Raw genomic sequence first — 19,127 nt, forward strand, 5'->3', positions numbered from 1 at the left:
AACAGCGGTGTTAACAGTTTAACAAAGAAGCCATTAAAAAAACCTAGCGGAGGGTTCAAGATACCATGCCAAAGTATGCAGATTCTAATCTAAAGATTTTCACGTTAAATTCCAACACAGCCTTAGCGGAAGAAATTGCTCAACATGTAGGTGTTCCAATCGGAAAATGCTCAGTTGCCCGTTTCAGTGATGGAGAAGTACAAATAAACATCGAGGAAAGCATCCGTGGTTGTGACGTGTATGTGATCCAATCTACAAGCGCACCTGTAAACGAACACATCATGGAGACGCTTATCATGATTGACGCACTTAAACGTGCTTCTGCAAAAACGATCAACATTGTGATGCCGTATTACGGTTACGGAAGACAAGACCGTAAAGCGCGTGCACGTGAGCCAATCACGGCTAAACTAGTGGCAAATCTTTTAGAAACTGCTGGAGCAGACCGTGTCATTACGCTTGATCTGCATGCACCGCAAATTCAAGGATTCTTTGATATCCTGATTGACCACTTAATGGGTGTTCCGATCTTAGCGGAATACTTCGATAGCAAACAACTAGAAGACCTTGTAATTGTATCTCCTGACCATGGTGGGGTAACAAGAGCAAGAAAGCTAGCTGACCGTCTGAAAGCGCCGATTGCGATCATCGACAAACGCAGACCTCGTCCAAATGTTGCAGAGGTTATGAACATTGTTGGTCATATTGAAGGAAGAACGGCAATCTTGATTGATGACATGATTGATACCGCGGGAACCATTACATTAGCGGCAAATGCCTTGATTGAAAATGGAGCAAAAGAAGTATATGCATGCTGTACACACCCAGTACTGTCAGGCCCTGCGATTGAACGTATCCAAAACTCTAAAATTAAAGAGTTGGTCATTACGAACACCATCTCTTTACCAGAAGAGAAGAAAATAGAAAAAATTACACAACTATCCGTTGCACAGCTTATTGCAGAAGCAATTATTCGTGTGCATGAAGAGAAATCCGTTAGTACTTTATTTGATTAATCGTAAGAATCATGTTTAACCTTCCGTAAATTGGGGAAATTGAATGAGAGACAAGTATTTTATTTTCCCAGGAAGGTGATAAGAATGTCAGTATTACATGCAAATGAACGTACAGAATTCAAAGGATCTTCAAAAACCAAAATCCGTGAGGAAGGTTTAATTCCAGCGGTTGTTTACGGGAATGATACAGAAAATAAATCTATTACTGTCGATAGTAAAGAATTTATTAAAACGATTCGTGAAACAGGACGAAACGGCATCATTTCGCTTGAAATTGGTTCTGATAAACGCAAAGTAATGCTTTACGATTATCAAATTAACCCGTTGAAAAGCTTGGAATTCGTCCACTTGGATTTCCATGTAGTAGATTTCAAATCAGAGATTGATGTAGATGTTACGGTTCATGTTACAGGCGATGCAAAAGGAGTGAAAGATGGAGGAGTCTTACAACAAGTTCTCCATGAAGTATCCATCAAAGCACTTCCAAACGATGTACCGGAATCCATTGATGTGGATGTAACGGAACTTGACGTGAACGAAAATATCACAATCGGCGATTTAAAATCAGGTAAATACAGCTTCAATCATGAAGATGATGAAGTGGTTGCTTCCATCTTACCTCCGCGACAAGAAGAGGAAATCGACCCTGGTGAAGAACAAGAACCAGGCGAGCCTGAACTTGTAGAAGGTAGAGAAAACAAGGAAAGCACAGAGGAGGAGGCGTAACCTTTAAGGTTACGTCTTTTCTCTTGTTACCGAAGAAGACTCTCTAAACTCTGGTGCATCAAAAGGTTAATGGAAAGCTTAATTGGAAAAACATACAATTATAATTGCCCAAAGCCACGAGTGAAAAGAGTAAACGGTCATATAGAGTGCTTCTATACGCCCGAAGGCACGAGGTAAAGGAGTAAACGGTCAAATAGAGTGCTTCTATACGCCCGAAGGCACGAGGAAAAGGAGTAAACGGTCATATAGAATGCTTCTATACGCCCGAAGGCACAAGGAAAAAGAGTAAACGGTCATATAGAATGCTTCTATACGCCCGAAAGCAGGAGGGAAAGAAGCAAACGGTCATATAGAATGCTTCTATACGCCCGAAGGCAGGAGGAAAAGGAGCAAACGGTCATATGAGCGCTTCTATACGCCCGAAGGCACGAAGAAATAGCGCAAACAGTCGTATAGCGCTAGTTAGCCTTCTAAACTCCAGTAATGTTGTTTTCACCGACAAGACCCCTTCTCATTTCCTTTTCACCACGTGTTCAAGTAAAATGAAGATAGCGAATAGGTTTGTGGGAGGTATCCATGAAGAAATTTTTGCATTCCTTATTTGGTAAAGAGCAAGATGTTTCAGGAGGAAAAATAATGAAAGTTTTTGTGGGGCTTGGGAATCCAGGCCGTCAATATGAAGAAACAAGGCACAATATCGGATTTATGGTAATAGATGAATTAGCGGACAAATGGAACATCCCTTTGACACAGTCCAAATTTAAAGGGATATTCGGCCAAGGCACGATAAACGGTGAAAAGGTACTATTAGTGAAGCCTCTTACATATATGAATTTATCGGGGGAATGTGTTCGCCCGTTATTGGACTTCTATAAGCTTGATGTAGAGGATCTGGTGGTAATATATGATGATTTAGACTTGCCTGCAGGAAAGCTGCGCCTTCGCCAAAAAGGCAGTGCTGGGGGGCATAATGGCATCAAGTCTTTAATACAGCACTTGGGGACGCAAAACTTTAACCGTATCCGTATGGGGATTGATCGTCCGAAAAATGGACCGTCCATCTCGGATTATGTACTTGGGAAGTTCCATGCAGAAGAGCGTCCGGCAATTGATGACAGCGTAAAGAAAGCGGCAGAAGCGTGTGAAGAAAACCTGTCAAAAGAATTCCTTCAAGTAATGAACACTTTTAATCAGTAATAGAATGTTAAGGTAGCTTTCCTTAGACTTACTCGAACCCAACACACCTTGTATAACAATGTTTCCCACTGTTCATACTATTGGTAAAAGGGGCCATTTTTTAGGTCTTGTAGAAAAGTGGAGGGAAAAGGATGTCTATCCATTATCATTGCAGGCATTGCGGCTATAAGGTCGGCACCATCGATTCTAAATCGGTATTTTCAGAAGAACTGGGGTTTCATCAACTGTCGGATACAGAACGACATGAAATGATAGCATATCAACAAAATGGTGATGTACATGTTAAAACGATTTGTGAGGATTGCCAGGAAGCCCTTGACCGGAATCCTGACTGGCATGAACAAGAACGGTTCATACAATAGAACAGATAAATTAGCTTTGGTGAGACACCAAAGCCTTTTTGCGTCTGAGAAGCTTAATGATAAAAAAGAAGAATATAAAGCACTGATAATAGAGAGGGGAGGGTGTTTGTCATGAAGGGTTTTATTCCATATTTCAGTGAAAATGATGATTTCCAGTCAGTTTTGGTTGGCCTGCAAGAAGGGTTGCAAGAACAGTTGATTTCAGGGATTTCTAATTCCGCGAGGTCGATGTTAATTGCGGCGTTGTATGAAGAAAGAAAGGCGCCAATCCTGCTTATCACCCATAATTTATTTCATGCCCAAAAAGTGTATGATGACTTGGCAAGCTTCCTGCCGGAGGATCAACTGTATCTTTACCCTGTAAACGATGTGTTGGCAGCGGAAATTGGAATCGCCAGTCCGGAACTTAAAGCACAGCGGGTAGAGGCCCTTAACCATTGGGCTACGAAAAATAATGGAATTATTATCGCACCCATCGCAGGGTTAAAAAGAATACTTCCATCTAAAGAAAAATGGCAGCAAACATTGTTGACCATTGAAGTAGAAAAAACACTGGAACTCGATAACTTAGCTGAACGACTAGTCAGGTTCGGATATCAGCGCGTAGGAATGGTGGCAACGCCTGGGGATTTCAGTATCAGAGGCGGAATCATTGACATCTACCCTATCACGGAGGAATATGCCGTCCGGATTGAACTTTTTGATGACGAAGTGGAGTCCATCCGTTATTTTACGGTAGAGGATCAGCGCTCTCAAAAGCATATGGATAGCGTGACGATTGGGCCTGCAACAGAGATGCTCCTTACAAATCAAGAGCTTGAAAATGGTCGGGAGGTTCTTGAAAAGGAACTGGCGAAAACGATAAAAAAGGTGAAAAATGATAAAGTAAAACAGCTTTTAACGGAAAACATTTCCTATGAACTAGAGCAAATACGCAACGGACAAGTGTTTTCAGAGCTTTATAAATATCTTTCATTCTTTTACAGTTCTCCAGCTAGTTTACTAGATTACATTCCTGAAGGCGGCTTAGTCATCATGGATGAAATCAGCAGAATCCATGAAACGGCGGAAAGCCTTGATAAAGAGGAAGCAGAGTGGCTTGTAGAGCTATTGGCAGAAGGAAAAGCGGTGCATGACCTAAAGTTTTCTCATTCTTTTGCCCAAATCGTACATAGCAAAAAGCAGCCATTTCTATATCTATCCCTCTTTTTACGAGCAGTGCCACATACACATCCGGAAAACTTGATTAATATGTCTTCTAAAAGCATGCAGCACTTCCACGGGCAGATGCATCTGTTGAAATCAGAAATTGAACGCTGGAGGAAGGCGAACTATGCCATTGTGGTCCTTGCTTCCAACCAAGAGAGGATGGAGAAGCTAGAGACAGTGCTTGCGGATTATGAGATGGACATAAGAAAGCTTTCCAAAGGATCGGCCTTTGCCCATGGAGAGGTCCAGCTTGTGGAGGGAGATCTGCAGTCAGGTTTTGAATTGCCGATGCAAAAGCTTGCCGTCATCACAGAAGAAGAGCTTTTCAAAAAGAAAGCGAAAAAACCTAAAAACAGACAAAAGCTATCCAACGCAGAACGAATTAAAAATTATACCGAATTGAATGTAGGCGACTATGTTGTCCATATTAACCACGGTATTGGTAAATACTTAGGAATTGAAACACTTGATATAAATGGTCTTCATAAAGATTATATTCATATTAAATATCAAGGTTCTGACAAACTTTATGTGCCTGTGGAGCAAATAGATCAGGTCCAGAAGTATGTAGGTTCTGAAGGGAAAGAACCGAAAGTTTATAAACTTGGTGGGACCGACTGGAAAAAGGTCAAAAATAAAGTGGAGTCGTCTGTCCAAGACATTGCAGATGACCTTATTAAGCTTTATGCCGAAAGAGAAGCGAGTGTCGGGCATGCCTTTTCACCAGATGGAGAAATGCAAAGAGAGTTCGAAGCAACCTTCCCTTATCAGGAGACAGAAGATCAGCTGCGATCCATCCATGAGATCAAATTGGATATGGAAAAAACCCGCCCGATGGACCGATTGCTGTGCGGTGATGTAGGCTATGGAAAAACGGAAGTTGCCATCAGGGCTGCTTTTAAGGCAATTACAGATGGCAAGCAGGTAGCCATTTTGGTGCCAACCACTATTTTGGCCCAGCAGCATTATGAAACCATCAGGGAAAGATTCCAAGACTACCCTATCAATATTGGCTTGTTAAGCCGTTTCCGTTCTAGAAAGCAACAGACCGAAACGATGAAAGGGCTTGGAAACGGAACGGTGGATATTGTCGTTGGGACACACCGCTTATTATCCAAAGACATTAAATACAAAGACCTTGGTCTGTTGATTATTGATGAAGAACAGCGCTTTGGGGTTACCCATAAGGAAAAAATCAAACAGCTTAAAGCAAATATCGACGTGCTTACCTTAACCGCAACGCCAATACCGCGGACACTTCATATGTCTATGCTTGGCGTGCGTGATTTATCTGTCATTGAGACACCGCCGGAAAACCGTTTCCCTGTCCAAACCTATGTAATGGAATATAACGGAAACTTGGTGAAAGAGGCAATTGAAAGAGAGTTGGCTAGAGGCGGTCAAGTTTATTTCTTATATAACAGGGTGGAAGATATCGAGCGAAAAGCGGATGAAATCTCCATGCTTGTTCCAGAAGCGCGTGTCACCTATGCACATGGAAAAATGACAGAAAATGAACTAGAGTCGGTGATGATTCAGTTTCTTGAAGGAGAAGCGGAAGTGCTTGTCAGTACGACCATCATCGAAACAGGTGTCGACATTCCAAATGTTAATACATTGATCGTCTTTGATGCAGATAGAATGGGATTGTCCCAGCTTTATCAGCTTAGAGGTCGTGTCGGAAGGTCAAATCGTGTGGCATATGCTTATTTCACGTATCGAAAAGATAAAGTGCTCACAGAAGTGGCCGAGAAACGACTGCAATCTATCAAAGAATTCACAGAGCTTGGTTCAGGATTCAAAATTGCCATGCGTGATCTCTCCATTCGGGGAGCCGGAAATCTGCTAGGTGCCCAGCAACACGGATTTATCGATTCTGTCGGTTTTGATATGTATTCCCAGATGCTAAAAGAGGCAATTGAGCAACGCCAAGGTCCGAAAGATGCGAAAAAAACGCATGAAATCTCCATTGACGTGGAGCTTGATGCGTACATTCCTGAGTCCTACATCCCGGACAGTAAGCAAAAGATTGATATGTATAAGCGCTTCCGCGGATTAGAGTCAAAAGAGGATCTTGTTGAGCTTCAAGATGAAATGAAGGACCGTTTCGGAAACTATCCAAAAGAGGTTGATTACTTATTCCAAGTATCAGAGATGAGAGTCTATGGTCTGAAGGAAAAAGTGGATTCCATCAAACAAACAAAACAAGAGTTGGTCATTCTTCTTTCTGAGGAAGCCAGCGCCATTATTGATGGACAAAAGCTATTCTTATTAGGGAATGAGTTTGGCAGGATGGTGAGCCTCGGGATGGAAGGGAAGCATCTGAAGATTGTCATCCAGACGAAACGATCTGCGACAGAAGAGTGGATACAAGTGGCCATTTCCATGATAAAAGGACTAGAAAAAGTAAAAAAAGAAAGCGTAAATGCTTCCTCATAGGTTTGAGTTTGTGAAGAAACGTCTATATAAATACTGGGGGAATTTACTATCAGAAAAAAACTTTTCCAACATGTATATAACTCCCTGAGTGTAAGATACTAACTTCAACGAATGGTGAATTCTTCAAAAGCAGGACATATTGATCAATTCCACCAATTTAACTCATCTCTTTTTATCATCGGATGAAGGAGGCAACCTAAGAAATGAAAGCAACTGGTATTGTACGTCGTATTGATGACCTCGGTCGCGTTGTAATTCCTAAAGAAATAAGAAGAACCCTGCGTATTCGCGAGGGTGACCCGCTTGAGATTTTTGTCGATCGAGACGGAGAGGTTATCTTAAAGAAATACTCTCCAATTAGTGAGCTTAGCGATTTCGCTAAGGAATATGCCGAAGCTCTCTATGATAGCCTGGGACACCCGGTGTTAATCTGTGATCGCGATACGTTTATTGCTGTCGCTGGAAGTTCTAAAAAGGAATATCTGAACAAAAGCATCAGCGAAGTTGTGGAGAAATCCATGGAAGATCGCAATTCAGTGTTAAAAACGGATGAACAGCAGCTGGCAATTGTCGACGGGCACGTAGAACCACTTTCCTCTTATACCATTGGACCTATCGTGGCAAACGGAGATCCAATTGGGGCAGTGGTAATCATGTCCAAAGATAAGTCGCTTGGAGAAGTGGAACAAAAAGCTGTTGAAACAGCTGCAGGCTTCCTTGCGAGACAGATGGAGCAATAATATTTAGGTGGGAGCAGCAGACAAGCGTGTCTGTTGCTTCTTTTCTTTTGTCTCTAAAGCTTGCTGATATGCTATAATTATACAATTGTACGAATACCTTTAAGGCGGGCTTTTTTATGAATGATTTATCATCACACTCCTATCAAAAGGTCTGGAAAGGCGCCATGATCCTCACTGTTGCAGGGATCATCATCAAAATCCTCAGTGCAGCATATCGCGTTCCTTTTCAAAATATCGTAGGAGATGTTGGCTTTTATATTTATCAGCAGGTATATCCCTTTTACGGGGTTGCTATCATTTTATCTACATATGGCTTTCCGGTTGTCATTTCTAAAATCATTGCAGAACACCCTGAGAACACAAGAGAACAAGCGGCACGTAAAATACGCTGGGTGTCCTTTTGTTTCTTGACGCTGTTGGGTTTGAGCTTTTTTCTGTTGCTGTACCTTGGTGCGCCCCACTTAGCAGCTTTTATGGGAGATTTGGAACTCTCTGTATTAATTAAAATTGTCTCCTTCTCCTTTTTGCTGTTGCCTTTGGTGTCTGTGTGGAGGGGAAGCTTTCAGGGACTCGGGGAGATGACGCCGACAGCCGTTTCGCAAGTCAGTGAACAGGTAATTAGAGTAGGGACTATCCTGGTTCTATCCTATCTGCTCATGAATGCTGGATTTTCCCTTTATGAAGTAGGTGCAGGGGCCATATTCGGGTCAGTCATCGGCGGAATTGCTGCGGTCCTGATACTGTTGGCCTTTTATCAAAAAAGGAAAAGAGAGCAGAAACACACGGTTGCACCTTCAAACATGCTTCCGTCTTCGAAGTCTATTGTAAAGGTCCTTATGCTTCAAGGCTTTACCATCTGCATCAGCTCGCTGTTGCTGGTCCTTTTTCAGATGGTGGACGCGTTTACGATTTATGCGGGGCTGTTGGATTCAGGTGTTGATGCGCAGAGTGCCAAAGGACTCAAAGGGGTCTATGACAGGGGACAGCCGCTTATACAGCTTGGAACGGTGGTGGCGACGGCATTCTCGCTATCGCTTGTCCCATACATTATTCTCTCTAAGGACAAGGAAGAGGCAGTGAAAGAGAAGATCAGTCTCTCGATCCGTGTCAGCATTGGAGTGGGAGCAGGAGCGGCTGTGGGACTTGCCTGGCTTATTAAACCAGTGAATGTGATGCTTTTTTCCAATGAAAATGGCTACCATGTTCTATTGGTACTTGGTTTGTCGATTCTCTTTTGCAGTATTGCCCTGACGGCAGCTGCTATCTTGCAGGGACTTGGCAATCCGTATCTTCCGGCTCTTTTTGTAGGTATCGGGATCGGCTTTAAATATTTGCTGAATGTCCTGTTGATCCCGGTCCATTCCACAATGGGAGCGGCGGTCAGTACTTTGGTGGCGTTCAGTTCGGTCGCCGTCATGATGGTCCTTGCGTTAAAAAAGAAGACAGGCACTTCTATTTTTGAGAGAATGCCAACCGTCCCCTTGCTTGTGAGCATCGGAATGATGTCTGCCGTTTTGGCAGTCTATCTGCTTCTTACAGATGCACTGATAGGCGACAGCCGTACCCTTGCCACCTTCCAAAGCATAGTGGGAGTGGTGATTGGCGGACTCACCTACCTATTAATTTTAATTAAAAATCATTTTTTCACAAAAGAAGAACTTATGCTTCTCCCTTTAGGAAAAAAGCTGGTGAAGCTTTTAAAATAATAATAAAGTTGGTGTCCATATATGAATATGATAAAGGTTCTGGGACTTGGTGCAGGTGACCTTGAACAGCTTCCGATGGGAGTGTACAAGCAATTAATGAAGGCGGAACATCTTTTCCTTCGAACGAAAGAGCATCCTGTTATTGAAGAGCTTGAAATGGAAGGGCTGGCCTACGAGTCGTTTGATGCCATTTATGAACAGGAAGGTACATTTGGCACGGTATATGAAAGAATAGCAGACGAACTGATAGAACGTAGTGCGCAAACAGAAATTGTATACGCCGTTCCGGGACATCCGCTTGTGGCGGAGAAGACCGTGCAGATCTTGTTGGAAAAAGAAAGGGAAGGCGTGATTAAGCTCGATATCAAAGGCGGACAAAGCTTCCTTGACCCAATGTTTACAGCAGTAGGACTTGATCCAATCGACGGCTTTCAGTTCCATGATGCCACTGCCCTCGTAAAAGAAGCGATTGAGCCAACCCAGGCGATGATCTTCTGCCAGGTATATGATGCCTTCATTGCATCAGAAGTGAAGCTCACCCTGATGGAGATATTGCCTGATGACTATCCGGTTACCATTGTAACGGCAGCGGGATCTTCCATGGAACAGATAACAGAGGTGCCATTGTACGAGCTTGACAGGGTGGCAGAAATCAATAACCTGACAAGTGTTTATGTACCAGCAGTGAAAGAGGAAGAGGTTCTTTATAAACAATTCTCTTCTTTTAGAAAAACCATTGCGACTTTAAGAGGTCCTGGTGGCTGTCCATGGGATCAGAAACAAACGCATGAGTCCTTGAAAAAATACTTGATCGAAGAAGCGTATGAATTGCTTGATGCCATTGATGAGGAAGACACAGATGGAATCATTGAGGAGCTTGGGGATGTTCTTTTACAAGTGCTGCTTCATGCTCAGATCGGGGAGGATGAAGGGTACTTTAGCATAGAAGATGTGATTGAGGAAATCAATGAGAAGATGATCCGCAGACATCCGCATGTATTTGCCGACACCTCTGTGGAAGATGCAGATGATGTCATCACCAATTGGGAAGCAATTAAAGCGGAGGAAAAAGGAGAAAGGGCGGAGCAGTCCATTCTTGATTCTGTTGCAAAAGGACTCCCTAACCTTACAAAAGCATTCCAGTATCAGAAAAAAGCCGGCAAAGTAGGGTTCGATTGGGATGATGTTGCACCAATGTGGGATAAGGTGAACGAGGAAATCGGGGAGTTGCAGGAGGAACTGGCAAAGGATTCAAGTTCTGTCCTTGTGGCTGCAGAATTCGGGGACGTCCTTTTTGCTCTCGTCAACATTGCAAGATACTATAAAATAGACCCAGAAGAAGCGGTGGCCTTAACCAACCGAAAATTTTACCGCAGGTTTACTTTTATTGAAAAGAAGGTAAAGGAATTAGGGCACTCCTTCGAGAATCTATCATTAGAACAATTAGATGCTATCTGGGAAGAAGCAAAAAAGAACGGGTTATAATAGGGGGAGTAACATTATGCGTTTAGATAAATTTTTGAAAGTATCAAGAATCATCAAGCGTCGTACACTTGCTAAAGAAGTGGCAGAACAAGGACGCATCTACATTAACAACGTACAAGCGAAAGCCAGCAGCAATGTGAAGGCGGGAGATGAATTAAAAATTCAATTTGGCCAAAAAATCGTCACCGCTTCCGTCGACAACATTCAAGAGAATGCCAAAAAAGAAGACGCAGCAATGATGTATACGATTGTAAAAGAAGAAAGAGTGGAACAAACCGAAGAGTAACGGACAGGCTTGTTCTAAAAATATATCCCTCTCATATACATGTACTATCTTCAAGTACTAGATAGGTGAGGGATGAATATGAACCAATACTATGATCCGAATCAAGGAAACAAGCAGACTGTCCAAGAGCAAGACATCGTGATGAGAAGCCGCAGAATGTTGGATATCACAGGTGTAAAGCAAGTGGAAAGTTTTGATAACGAAGAGTTTCTGCTCGAAACCGTCATGGGATTTCTCTCTGTCAGGGGTCAAAACCTTCAGATGAAAAACCTAGATGTCGAAAGTGGCGTCGTCTCCATCAAAGGCAAAATCATGGAAATCATTTATTTAGATGATCAACAGTCGGAGAAAGCTAAAGGGTTCTTTAGTAAGTTGTTCAAATGACACTTACCACCCAGCTTTATACAATGCTTGCCATGATTGGGATGGGAGCATGGCTTGGAGCGGCCATTGATACGTATGGACGCTTTCTTAAACGGGAAAAAAGAGCCAAATGGGTCGTGTTCATTCACGACATCCTGTTTTGGCTCTTGCAAGCCCTTATCGGTTTTTATGTATTACTAAGGGTCAATGAAGGGGAAATTCGTTTTTATATTCTTATTGCCCTCGTATGCGGCTTTGCAGCTTATCAAAGCTTATTCCGGTATTTTTATTTAAGCCTGCTAGAATCCATCATACAACTTGTCATCAATTTGTATCGCTTCTTGGAAAAAATGGTAAGAATACTGATAGTGAAGCCTATTCAACTATTAGTACAAGCACTTATTGTATTATTATTAGGTATCTGGAAGTTCCTTTATTCGACAGTCCGCTTTCTGCTTTTGATTTTATGGCGGATTGTTAAAATTTGTTCATTACCATTTAGGTGGATCCTTATGCTAGTATGGAAGTTGGTCCCGAACGTTGTCAAAAAATATTTACACATTGTTTTCAAAAAACTTGAAGGATTTTTCACACTAGTAAAGAATAGGAAACATAGTATAATAAATAGAGTAAAGAACTTTTGGAAAAAGCGCTAGGAGAGGAATGATAAGATGAGCGCGGCAAAAGATGATAAGGTATCAAAAATCCATTCCGATTATTCCAAGCAAAAACAGGACCAGCAGTTGAAACAACAGAAAAGACGCCGTGGACTTTATCGCCGTTTATCATTATTCTTTTGTTTAGCATTAGTCTTTGGAATACTAATGGGAAAAACACTCTTAGACCAACGAGCTATTCTTCAAGAAAAAGAAGATAGAAAAGAAGTAGTCGCACAAGAGCTGGCAAAACTGAAAAAAGAACAACAGCGTTTAGAAGAGGAAATTGTAAAACTGAACGATGATGATTATATTGCGAAGATCGCACGTAGAGATTATTTCATGTCAGAAGAGGATGAAATCATCTTCAATATGCCTGACGATTCGTCGTCAGATTCGTCGTCATATTGACACCTCAATTTTGCTCTAGGTATAATGGTAGGTAAAGTGATTTATTTTTATGATTTTAAGGAGGAGCATTTTTTTTATGTCAATCGAAGTAGGCAGCAAGTTACAGGGTAAGGTAACAGGTATAACTAATTTTGGCGCGTTCGTTGAGTTGCCAGGAGGAACAACCGGTCTTGTTCACATCAGTGAAGTTGCAGACAACTATGTGAAGGATATTAACGACCATCTAAAAGTTGGTGATGAAGTACAGGTGAAAGTGATCAACGTGGAGAAGGATGGCAAAATTGGTCTATCCATTAAAAAGGCAAGCGACACGTATCGTGAGCCACAACCACGTTCTGCTGCACCATCACAACGTCCGAACAACAACCAACAACGCTCAAATCAACGTCCACCACGAGGAAGAAGAGAAGAATTCAAACCAAAGGAAAACTTCGAACAGAAGATGGCTAGATTCTTGAAAGATAGCGAAGACCGTTTATCTACCCTGAAGCGTAGCACGGAATCAAAACGTGGAGGTCGTGGAGCAAGTAGAAAGTAACTTGCTGCTGAAAATCTCATATATAAAAACGTAACGTTTGAACACGCCCTGAATTTGAGGGGCGTGTTTTTTTGTTTTGCAGGGGGAAAATTGTAGAACGGTTGATTTCCGTTCCAGGCGCTTCGCTTTCCTGCGGGCGGTCCGGGAGCCTCCTCGGCTTCGCCTGTGGGGTCTCCCCTGTCCCTTCCTCCCGCGGGAGTCTTCGCGCCTTCCACTACAATCAACTTAGGTTTTGCATTTAGCAAGTGGACAGTTCCCTTGGGTTACTATAATGGATAAATATCTTTTATGATGGATATATCGGTTTTACAATTGATATATTATTTTTGCAATGGATATATCGACTTTACAATGGATATATTCCATTTACAATGGATAAACGAATATTCACCCTGAATTTGAATAGTTAGAACAGTTAATATGGATGGATCCACCCCAAAATCAAAAGAAAGTTACCCAAAACCACTTTAATAAGTTCCGCAAACACAAAAAAGCTGCCACAGTTTCAGGTATTCCCTGAAGCTGTGGCAGCTTTTATTTTATGACCCATACGGGATTCGAACCCGTGTTACCGCCGTGAAAGGGCGGTGTCTTAACCGCTTGACCAATGGGCCTTATAAAGTTGGTAGCGGCGGAGGGAGTCGAACCCACGACCTCACGGGTATGAACCGTACGCTCTAGCCAGCTGAGCTACACCGCCAAAATTATAAGAGTAATGCATAAGATTCACTGGCGACCAGTCTTACTGGTCTGTGTCCCTTCCTCTGCAAGTATAGCCAGGAAGTGAATCCGTCGGGACAACTCGTAGTAGATTCGTGGAAGTGTCGCTCGTCGCTACACCGCCAAATTTATAAGTGAATCTAGTGAATCTCTCACAAGACACAAGAGTTATCATACTAACTTATCATGCATATGTCAATACGTTTTAAAAATGTAAGAATAATTAGAACATTATCCTCGCAATTACCTATAGAATTTACAAAAACTGATGAGGGGCATTAGCAAATGCGATGATTTCATGACAGCTTTTCCCTCTTTTCCTTGTAATACGTCGAACACTTCTTAGGTTCCGGACGGTTCTTTTGACAAATCTTTTCCTTTTGAGCTTGTATAATGACCCCAATAGATAAAATATGGGAGTGGATATCATGCAGGGACTAGAAAGAGATTTGGGGGAACCGGTTTCCAATCTTCAGTTTGGTAAAATCAGAAAAACATTGATGAAGTCGATCCATACGACGAAAACGAAACTTACGACCATTCTATTTCACCAAGGATTTCTTTTAGTCTTTATCGGGTTCTTACTCGGACGAGCCCTGATCCTTAATGAAATCACACCGTTTGCGTTACCATTTTTCGCAGCTGTGTATTTTTTGAAAAAGAAACGGGCTGGGCTCACATTAATCGCCTTAATGGTCGGATCGGCCACTATCTCGGCACTGACCGCCGCCTATGTGCTTGGTGGGATGATATTATTTGTTTTCCTTTTCAAATGGGCACAGGCATTAAAGATAGAGCCTCTTAAGGCAATGCCGTTCCTCGTTTTCATATCAGCCTTTCTATCCAAGACAACGATGATTTATTTTACTACAGGAATTGTAACGTATGATTGGCTGATGATCGGAGTGGAGGCGGGGCTTGGATTTATCCTCACACTTATTTTCTTTCAAAGCCTGCCGCTCATCACCATGAGGAAAAAAAGACAGGCATTTAAAACAGAGGAAATTATTTGTCTCATTATTTTGTTCGCTTCCGTTCTGACAGGGACCATCGGTTGGACAGCCTATGATCTTTCTGTTGAACATATATTATCTCGTTATCTTGTATTAATCTTTGCTTTTGTCGCCGGGGCCACCATAGGTTCGACGGTTGGCGTGGTGACAGGGCTCATTTTAAGCTTAGCAACTGTATCCAACCTATATCAAATGAGTCTGCTGGCTTTTGCCGGTCTGTTAGGAGGGCTGTTACGGGAAGGAAACAAGCTTGGTGTATCGGTGGGACTGCTTCTAGGTACATTACTAATTGGCATTTATGGGGAGGGGATGACACTGCTTGTTCCTACCATCATGGAGTCGATGGTGGCTGTTGCGCTCTTTCTGCTAACTCCGCAAAGAGCTATTGCTAACCTGGCTAAATCCATTCCCGGAACAGCCGAACATACAGCAGAACAACAGCAATACATGCGGAAGATCCGTGATGTGACCGCGAATAGGGTGGAACAATTTTCACACGTTTTCCAAGCGCTATCCAACAGTTTTTCAAAATTTCAATTTGAACATCCAAATTCAGAAAAAGAAGTGGATCTCTTTTTGAGTAATGTAACTGAGAAGACGTGTCAAAATTGCTTTAAAAAAGAGCAGTGCTGGACACAGAATTTCCAGAAAACCTATGATTATATGACTCACTTAATGGAGGATACAGAGGAAGGAACCATCAGTATGAATGTCAAACTGCAAAAGGAGTGGGATCGCCATTGCGTAAAATCGGAAAAGGTAAAAACCGTGATCAAAAACGAGCTAGCCCAGTTCCACGCGAGTGAGAAGCTGAAAAAACAATTAATGGAGAGTAGGAGGTTGGTAGCCGATCAATTGATGGGAGTTTCACAAGTGATGGAGGATTTTGCAAGGGAGATTCAGCGAGAGAGGGAGAATCATTATGTTCAGGAAGATCAGATACTAGATGCCCTCCAAGCATTCGGGATAGAAATTGAACAAGTAGAAATTTACAGCGTCGAGCAGGGGAATGTGGATATTGAAATGACCGTTCCATACTGCGAAGGGCGAGGTGAGTGTGAAAAACTCATTGCTCCGATGCTTTCAGATATATTGCGGGAGAATATTATCGTTAAAAAGGAAGAGTGTAATGCGGATAACAATGGTTACTGTCATGTATCATTCGGCTCTGCAAAAGCGTTTGTAGTCGACACAGGCGTTGCGCATGCCGCAAAAGGAGGAGGACTGATATCAGGGGATAGCTATTCCACGATAGAGTTAGGACATGGAAAATACGCCATTGCCATTAGTGACGGGATGGGAAATGGCGAGCGCGCGCACTATGAAAGCAAAGAAACATTAAAGTTGCTTCAAGAGATTCTACAGTCTGGAATCAAAGAAAAAGTGGCAATCAAATCGGTAAACTCGGTCCTATCATTAAGGACGACCGATGAGATTTTTACTACGCTCGATCTAGCAATGATTGATCTTCAAGATGCTTCTGCTAAGTTTTTGAAAGTTGGTTCGACTCCAAGTTTTGTGAAGAGGGGAGATAAGGTAATCAAAATTGAAGCGAGTAATCTACCAATGGGCATTATTCAAGAATTCGATGTGGACGTCGTGAGTTCCCAGTTGAAAGCTGGTGATCTACTCATTATGATGAGCGACGGAATTTTTGAAGGACCAAAGCATGTAGAAAACTATGATTTATGGATGAAGCGAAAAGTATCCGAAATCAGAACGGACGACCCGCAAGAAATGGCAGATATCATTATGGAGGAGGTCATTCGGACAAGATCAGGTCAGATCCAGGACGATATGACGGTTGTGGTAGCAAAAATAGAGAGGAATATTCCGAAATGGGCAGCCATTCCTGCCTATAACTATTTATCCAAAAACCAAGGAATGAAGGAGGCGCTTTAAATGTTGAAAATTTTATCTAAAATGGTAACGGGTCTTGTGAAGGAGATGGGTGGCCGTCGTGAGATTGTGGAGGCTGTAACGGAAAGTAAAAATGTTGGTGTCGTGTCCCGCAGTCCTAAGAATATGCTGGGGAGACAAGCTCTGAAACTTGCAAGCAATGCGGAGATCATGCTGGGAAGAACGGTAAGCGAGCTCGGTAATGCGGGAATCGTGATGAGGAGAAAGTTTAACACGCTGGTAGTGATTGCCCGAAATGTGATGGATAAAGAGATCAGTCTTTTATCCAGAATGAAAGCAACGAACGAGAATGGGAAAGAAAAGATTCCAGCAAATATGCCAAATAAATCAGTGGGAGTGAAGGAGCGAATAGGACTCTTCGCAAAACTTCCAATCAACTTACTGGCAGAATTCAAGTTTGCCCTATCTCTTCTTAGTAAAAAGGAAGTGGTCGGGGTGAATACCTCTTAGAAGGTAAATTGTGCACAAAAGGTATAAATTAAGCCCGTCTCGTCCATGATGGCTAATGTAAATTATACGCATTAGGAGGGGACGAAACGTGTATAAAGGAACGTTAAAACAAATTTTACTAATTACAGATGGATGCTCAAATTCAGGGGACGACCCAATTGCCATGGCAGCCCTTGCGAAGGAGCAAGGTATTACAGTAAATGTTATTGGGGTGATGGATGAGGATACGATAGATGAAAGAGGAATGCAAGAGATAGAGGGGATCGCAATGTCTGGTGGCGGCGTCAGTCAAATTGTGTATGCCAAGAACTTATCTCAGACAGTCCAGATGGTGACAAGAAAAGCGATGACCCAAACATTACAGGGGGTTATTAATAAGGAGCTTCAACAAATATTGGGTTCAGAGACTTCCATGGAGGATCTTCCGCCTGAGAAACGGGGGGAAGTGATGGAAGTAGTGGATGAACTGGGTGAAACGGTTTCCCTGCAGGTGCTGATTCTTGTTGATACTAGTGCCAGCATGAAATCCAAGCTTCCAACCGTCAAGGAAGCACTTTTGGATTTGGCGCTAAGCTTGAATGCAAGAATTGGTGATAACCAGTTTTCAGCCTTTGTTTTCCCGGGAAAACGCCAAGAGGTGGAGAAGATCTTAGATTGGACACCGAAATTGGAATCGCTGTCCAGTATTTTTCCAAAACTATCGACAGGCGGGATCACGCCAACAGGTCCTGCCATTCAAGAAGCCATTCCTTATTTTAAAGAAACACGTAACCTGAGGAGCATGATTTCCGATGATGAACAATACTATGAAGAATCCGGTAGGTAACCTGCCTCAAGGGACGACCATTATCGGAAAATGGCATAAAGAGAGATACACCATTGTCAGAACACTCGGGTACGGTGCGACGGGGTATGTATATCTAACCAGGAGTTCAAAGGGATTAGCTGCCTTAAAAATAAGTGAAAACAGCATGTCCATCACTTCTGAGGTTAATGTCCTGCGTCATTTTTCGAAGGTCCAAGGGTTCTCCCTGGGGCCTTCTTTGTTAGATGTAGATGATTGGGAGAGGCCAAGTCTCGGTGGAAAACAGTCCTTTTCCTTTTATGTAATGGAATTTCTGGAAGGTGAACCTCTTCTTTCATTTGTCCAAAAGAGGGGAATGGAGTGGGCAGGCATCCTAACCTTGCAATTGCTGACAGATCTTGAAACCCTTCATCAAGAAGGTTGGGTGTTTGGAGATCTGAAACCCGATAATCTCATTGTCACGGCAACCCCTCCTAAGGTACGTCTTGTAGATGTTGGTGGAACAACCCAGCATGGCCGGGCCATTAAAGAATTCACGGAGTTTTTTGATCGGGGTTATTGGGGACTAGGTTCTAGAAAGGCAGAAGCTACTTACGATCTTTTTGCTGTGGCAATGATCATGATACATATCTGTTACCCGAAACAGTTTCAAAAGAACGGAGAGGGCGGACGCAAGCAGTTGGAAGAGCAGATTGACAAAAACAGCTGGCTAAAAACGTATAAAGTTGTCCTGATGAGAGCGTTAGCGGGTGAATATTCCTCTGCACATGAAATGAAAAGCGGGATGCTCGCGGTCATGAGCCAACGAAACCCAAGCCCTTCTTCAAAGGTGGCGGCACAGCGACCAGTAAGCAACAAGCCCAAACAAGGACCTGCCTCAAGTACGAGTCGGGCGGCTAGAAAAGGTGCCAGTGCACAAAGTCAGCCTATTTCCACGAAACCATCAAGCAAAGGATGGATGGAAACTGCCGTGCTTTTATCAGTCGTACTGTTTGCATATTTCTTCTATTTATATGGCCAAATAATGTAGGGATAAGCGTTTCGAGGATGTGTTTGGGGGTATAAAGCAATATGGATGTTTTTGG

General features: G+C 42.7%; 17 protein-coding genes and 2 tRNA genes. 17 read left to right on the forward strand and 2 right to left on the reverse strand.

What is annotated here, in order from left to right:
- Positions 1-65: 65 nt before the first annotated feature.
- The 13 genes from K7887_RS00305 to K7887_RS00365 all read left to right on the forward strand — a co-directional run bounded on the left by K7887_RS00305 (position 66) and on the right by K7887_RS00365 (position 13,134).
- Positions 66-1,016, forward strand: coding sequence for a ribose-phosphate diphosphokinase (locus K7887_RS00305; RefSeq protein WP_010191388.1), 951 nt, complete (start codon positions 66-68; stop codon positions 1,014-1,016).
- 84 nt (positions 1,017-1,100) lie between these two features.
- On the forward strand, positions 1,101-1,742 hold the full coding sequence (locus K7887_RS00310; protein WP_223491731.1) for a 50S ribosomal protein L25/general stress protein Ctc: 642 nt from the start codon (positions 1,101-1,103) through the stop codon (positions 1,740-1,742).
- Positions 1,743-2,378: 636 nt separating this feature from the next.
- Positions 2,379-2,939 (forward strand): aminoacyl-tRNA hydrolase, encoded by a 561-nt coding sequence (pth, locus tag K7887_RS00315; RefSeq protein ID WP_223493546.1) that lies wholly within the window; start codon positions 2,379-2,381, stop codon positions 2,937-2,939.
- 131 nt (positions 2,940-3,070) lie between these two features.
- Entirely contained in the window at positions 3,071-3,301 is a 231-nt protein-coding gene (locus tag K7887_RS00320; protein WP_223491732.1) for an anti-sigma-F factor Fin, read from the forward strand.
- A 111-nt stretch (positions 3,302-3,412) separates the two neighbouring features.
- Positions 3,413-6,949: a transcription-repair coupling factor gene (gene mfd / locus K7887_RS00325; RefSeq protein WP_223491733.1), complete on the forward strand. Its 3,537-nt coding sequence runs from the start codon at positions 3,413-3,415 to the stop codon at positions 6,947-6,949.
- Between the two features lie 203 nt (positions 6,950-7,152).
- Positions 7,153-7,689: a stage V sporulation protein T gene (spoVT, locus tag K7887_RS00330; protein WP_010191397.1), complete on the forward strand. Its 537-nt coding sequence runs from the start codon at positions 7,153-7,155 to the stop codon at positions 7,687-7,689.
- A 116-nt stretch (positions 7,690-7,805) separates the two neighbouring features.
- A complete protein-coding gene (locus tag K7887_RS00335; protein WP_223491734.1) occupies positions 7,806-9,395 on the forward strand; it encodes a putative polysaccharide biosynthesis protein in 1,590 nt (529 codons plus the stop codon).
- Between the two features lie 21 nt (positions 9,396-9,416).
- Positions 9,417-10,880 carry a bifunctional methyltransferase/pyrophosphohydrolase YabN gene (yabN, locus tag K7887_RS00340; RefSeq protein WP_223491735.1) on the forward strand — a complete coding sequence of 488 codons (1,464 nt, stop codon included), beginning with the start codon at positions 9,417-9,419 and terminating at the stop codon, positions 10,878-10,880.
- Positions 10,881-10,896: 16 nt separating this feature from the next.
- Positions 10,897-11,166, forward strand: a complete 270-nt coding sequence (locus K7887_RS00345; protein ID WP_223491736.1) for an RNA-binding S4 domain-containing protein — start codon at positions 10,897-10,899, stop codon at positions 11,164-11,166.
- A gap of 78 nt (positions 11,167-11,244) precedes the next feature.
- Entirely contained in the window at positions 11,245-11,550 is a 306-nt protein-coding gene (gene yabP / locus K7887_RS00350) for a sporulation protein YabP (protein WP_223491737.1), read from the forward strand.
- Positions 11,547-12,185 carry a spore cortex biosynthesis protein YabQ gene (gene yabQ, locus K7887_RS00355; protein WP_223491738.1) on the forward strand — a complete coding sequence of 213 codons (639 nt, stop codon included), beginning with the start codon at positions 11,547-11,549 and terminating at the stop codon, positions 12,183-12,185. Before yabP ends, yabQ begins: the two co-directional genes overlap by 4 nt.
- A 15-nt stretch (positions 12,186-12,200) precedes the next feature.
- Positions 12,201-12,596 carry an FtsB family cell division protein gene (locus K7887_RS00360; RefSeq protein ID WP_223491739.1) on the forward strand — a complete coding sequence of 132 codons (396 nt, stop codon included), beginning with the start codon at positions 12,201-12,203 and terminating at the stop codon, positions 12,594-12,596.
- A 76-nt stretch (positions 12,597-12,672) separates the two neighbouring features.
- Positions 12,673-13,134, forward strand: a complete 462-nt coding sequence (locus K7887_RS00365) for a S1 domain-containing RNA-binding protein (RefSeq protein ID WP_088016645.1) — start codon at positions 12,673-12,675, stop codon at positions 13,132-13,134.
- Between the two features lie 542 nt (positions 13,135-13,676).
- On the opposite strand, the gene K7887_RS00370 is transcribed toward K7887_RS00365, so the two are convergent.
- A tRNA-Glu gene (locus K7887_RS00370) sits at positions 13,677-13,748 on the reverse strand.
- A gap of 9 nt (positions 13,749-13,757) precedes the next feature.
- Positions 13,758-13,834: transfer RNA gene (locus K7887_RS00375), tRNA-Met, on the reverse strand.
- Between the two features lie 448 nt (positions 13,835-14,282).
- Between K7887_RS00375 and spoIIE the strand changes: the two genes are divergently transcribed.
- The 4 genes from spoIIE (at position 14,283) to K7887_RS00395 (ending at position 19,072) form a co-directional block, all read left to right on the forward strand.
- Positions 14,283-16,769, forward strand: coding sequence for a stage II sporulation protein E (gene spoIIE, locus K7887_RS00380; protein ID WP_223491740.1), 2,487 nt, complete (start codon positions 14,283-14,285; stop codon positions 16,767-16,769).
- On the forward strand, positions 16,770-17,237 hold the full coding sequence (locus K7887_RS00385; RefSeq protein WP_223491741.1) for a hypothetical protein: 468 nt from the start codon (positions 16,770-16,772) through the stop codon (positions 17,235-17,237).
- Positions 17,238-17,325: 88 nt separating this feature from the next.
- Positions 17,326-18,063, forward strand: coding sequence for a vWA domain-containing protein (locus tag K7887_RS00390; protein ID WP_223491742.1), 738 nt, complete (start codon positions 17,326-17,328; stop codon positions 18,061-18,063).
- Complete coding sequence (locus K7887_RS00395; protein WP_223491743.1) at positions 18,029-19,072, forward strand: protein kinase domain-containing protein; 1,044 nt, start codon at positions 18,029-18,031, stop codon at positions 19,070-19,072. Before K7887_RS00390 ends, K7887_RS00395 begins: the two co-directional genes overlap by 35 nt.
- Positions 19,073-19,127: the final 55 nt, after the last annotated feature.

The organism is Sutcliffiella horikoshii (assembly GCF_019931755.1).
Classification (GTDB): Bacteria; Bacillota; Bacilli; order Bacillales; family Bacillaceae_I; genus Sutcliffiella_A; species Sutcliffiella_A horikoshii_E.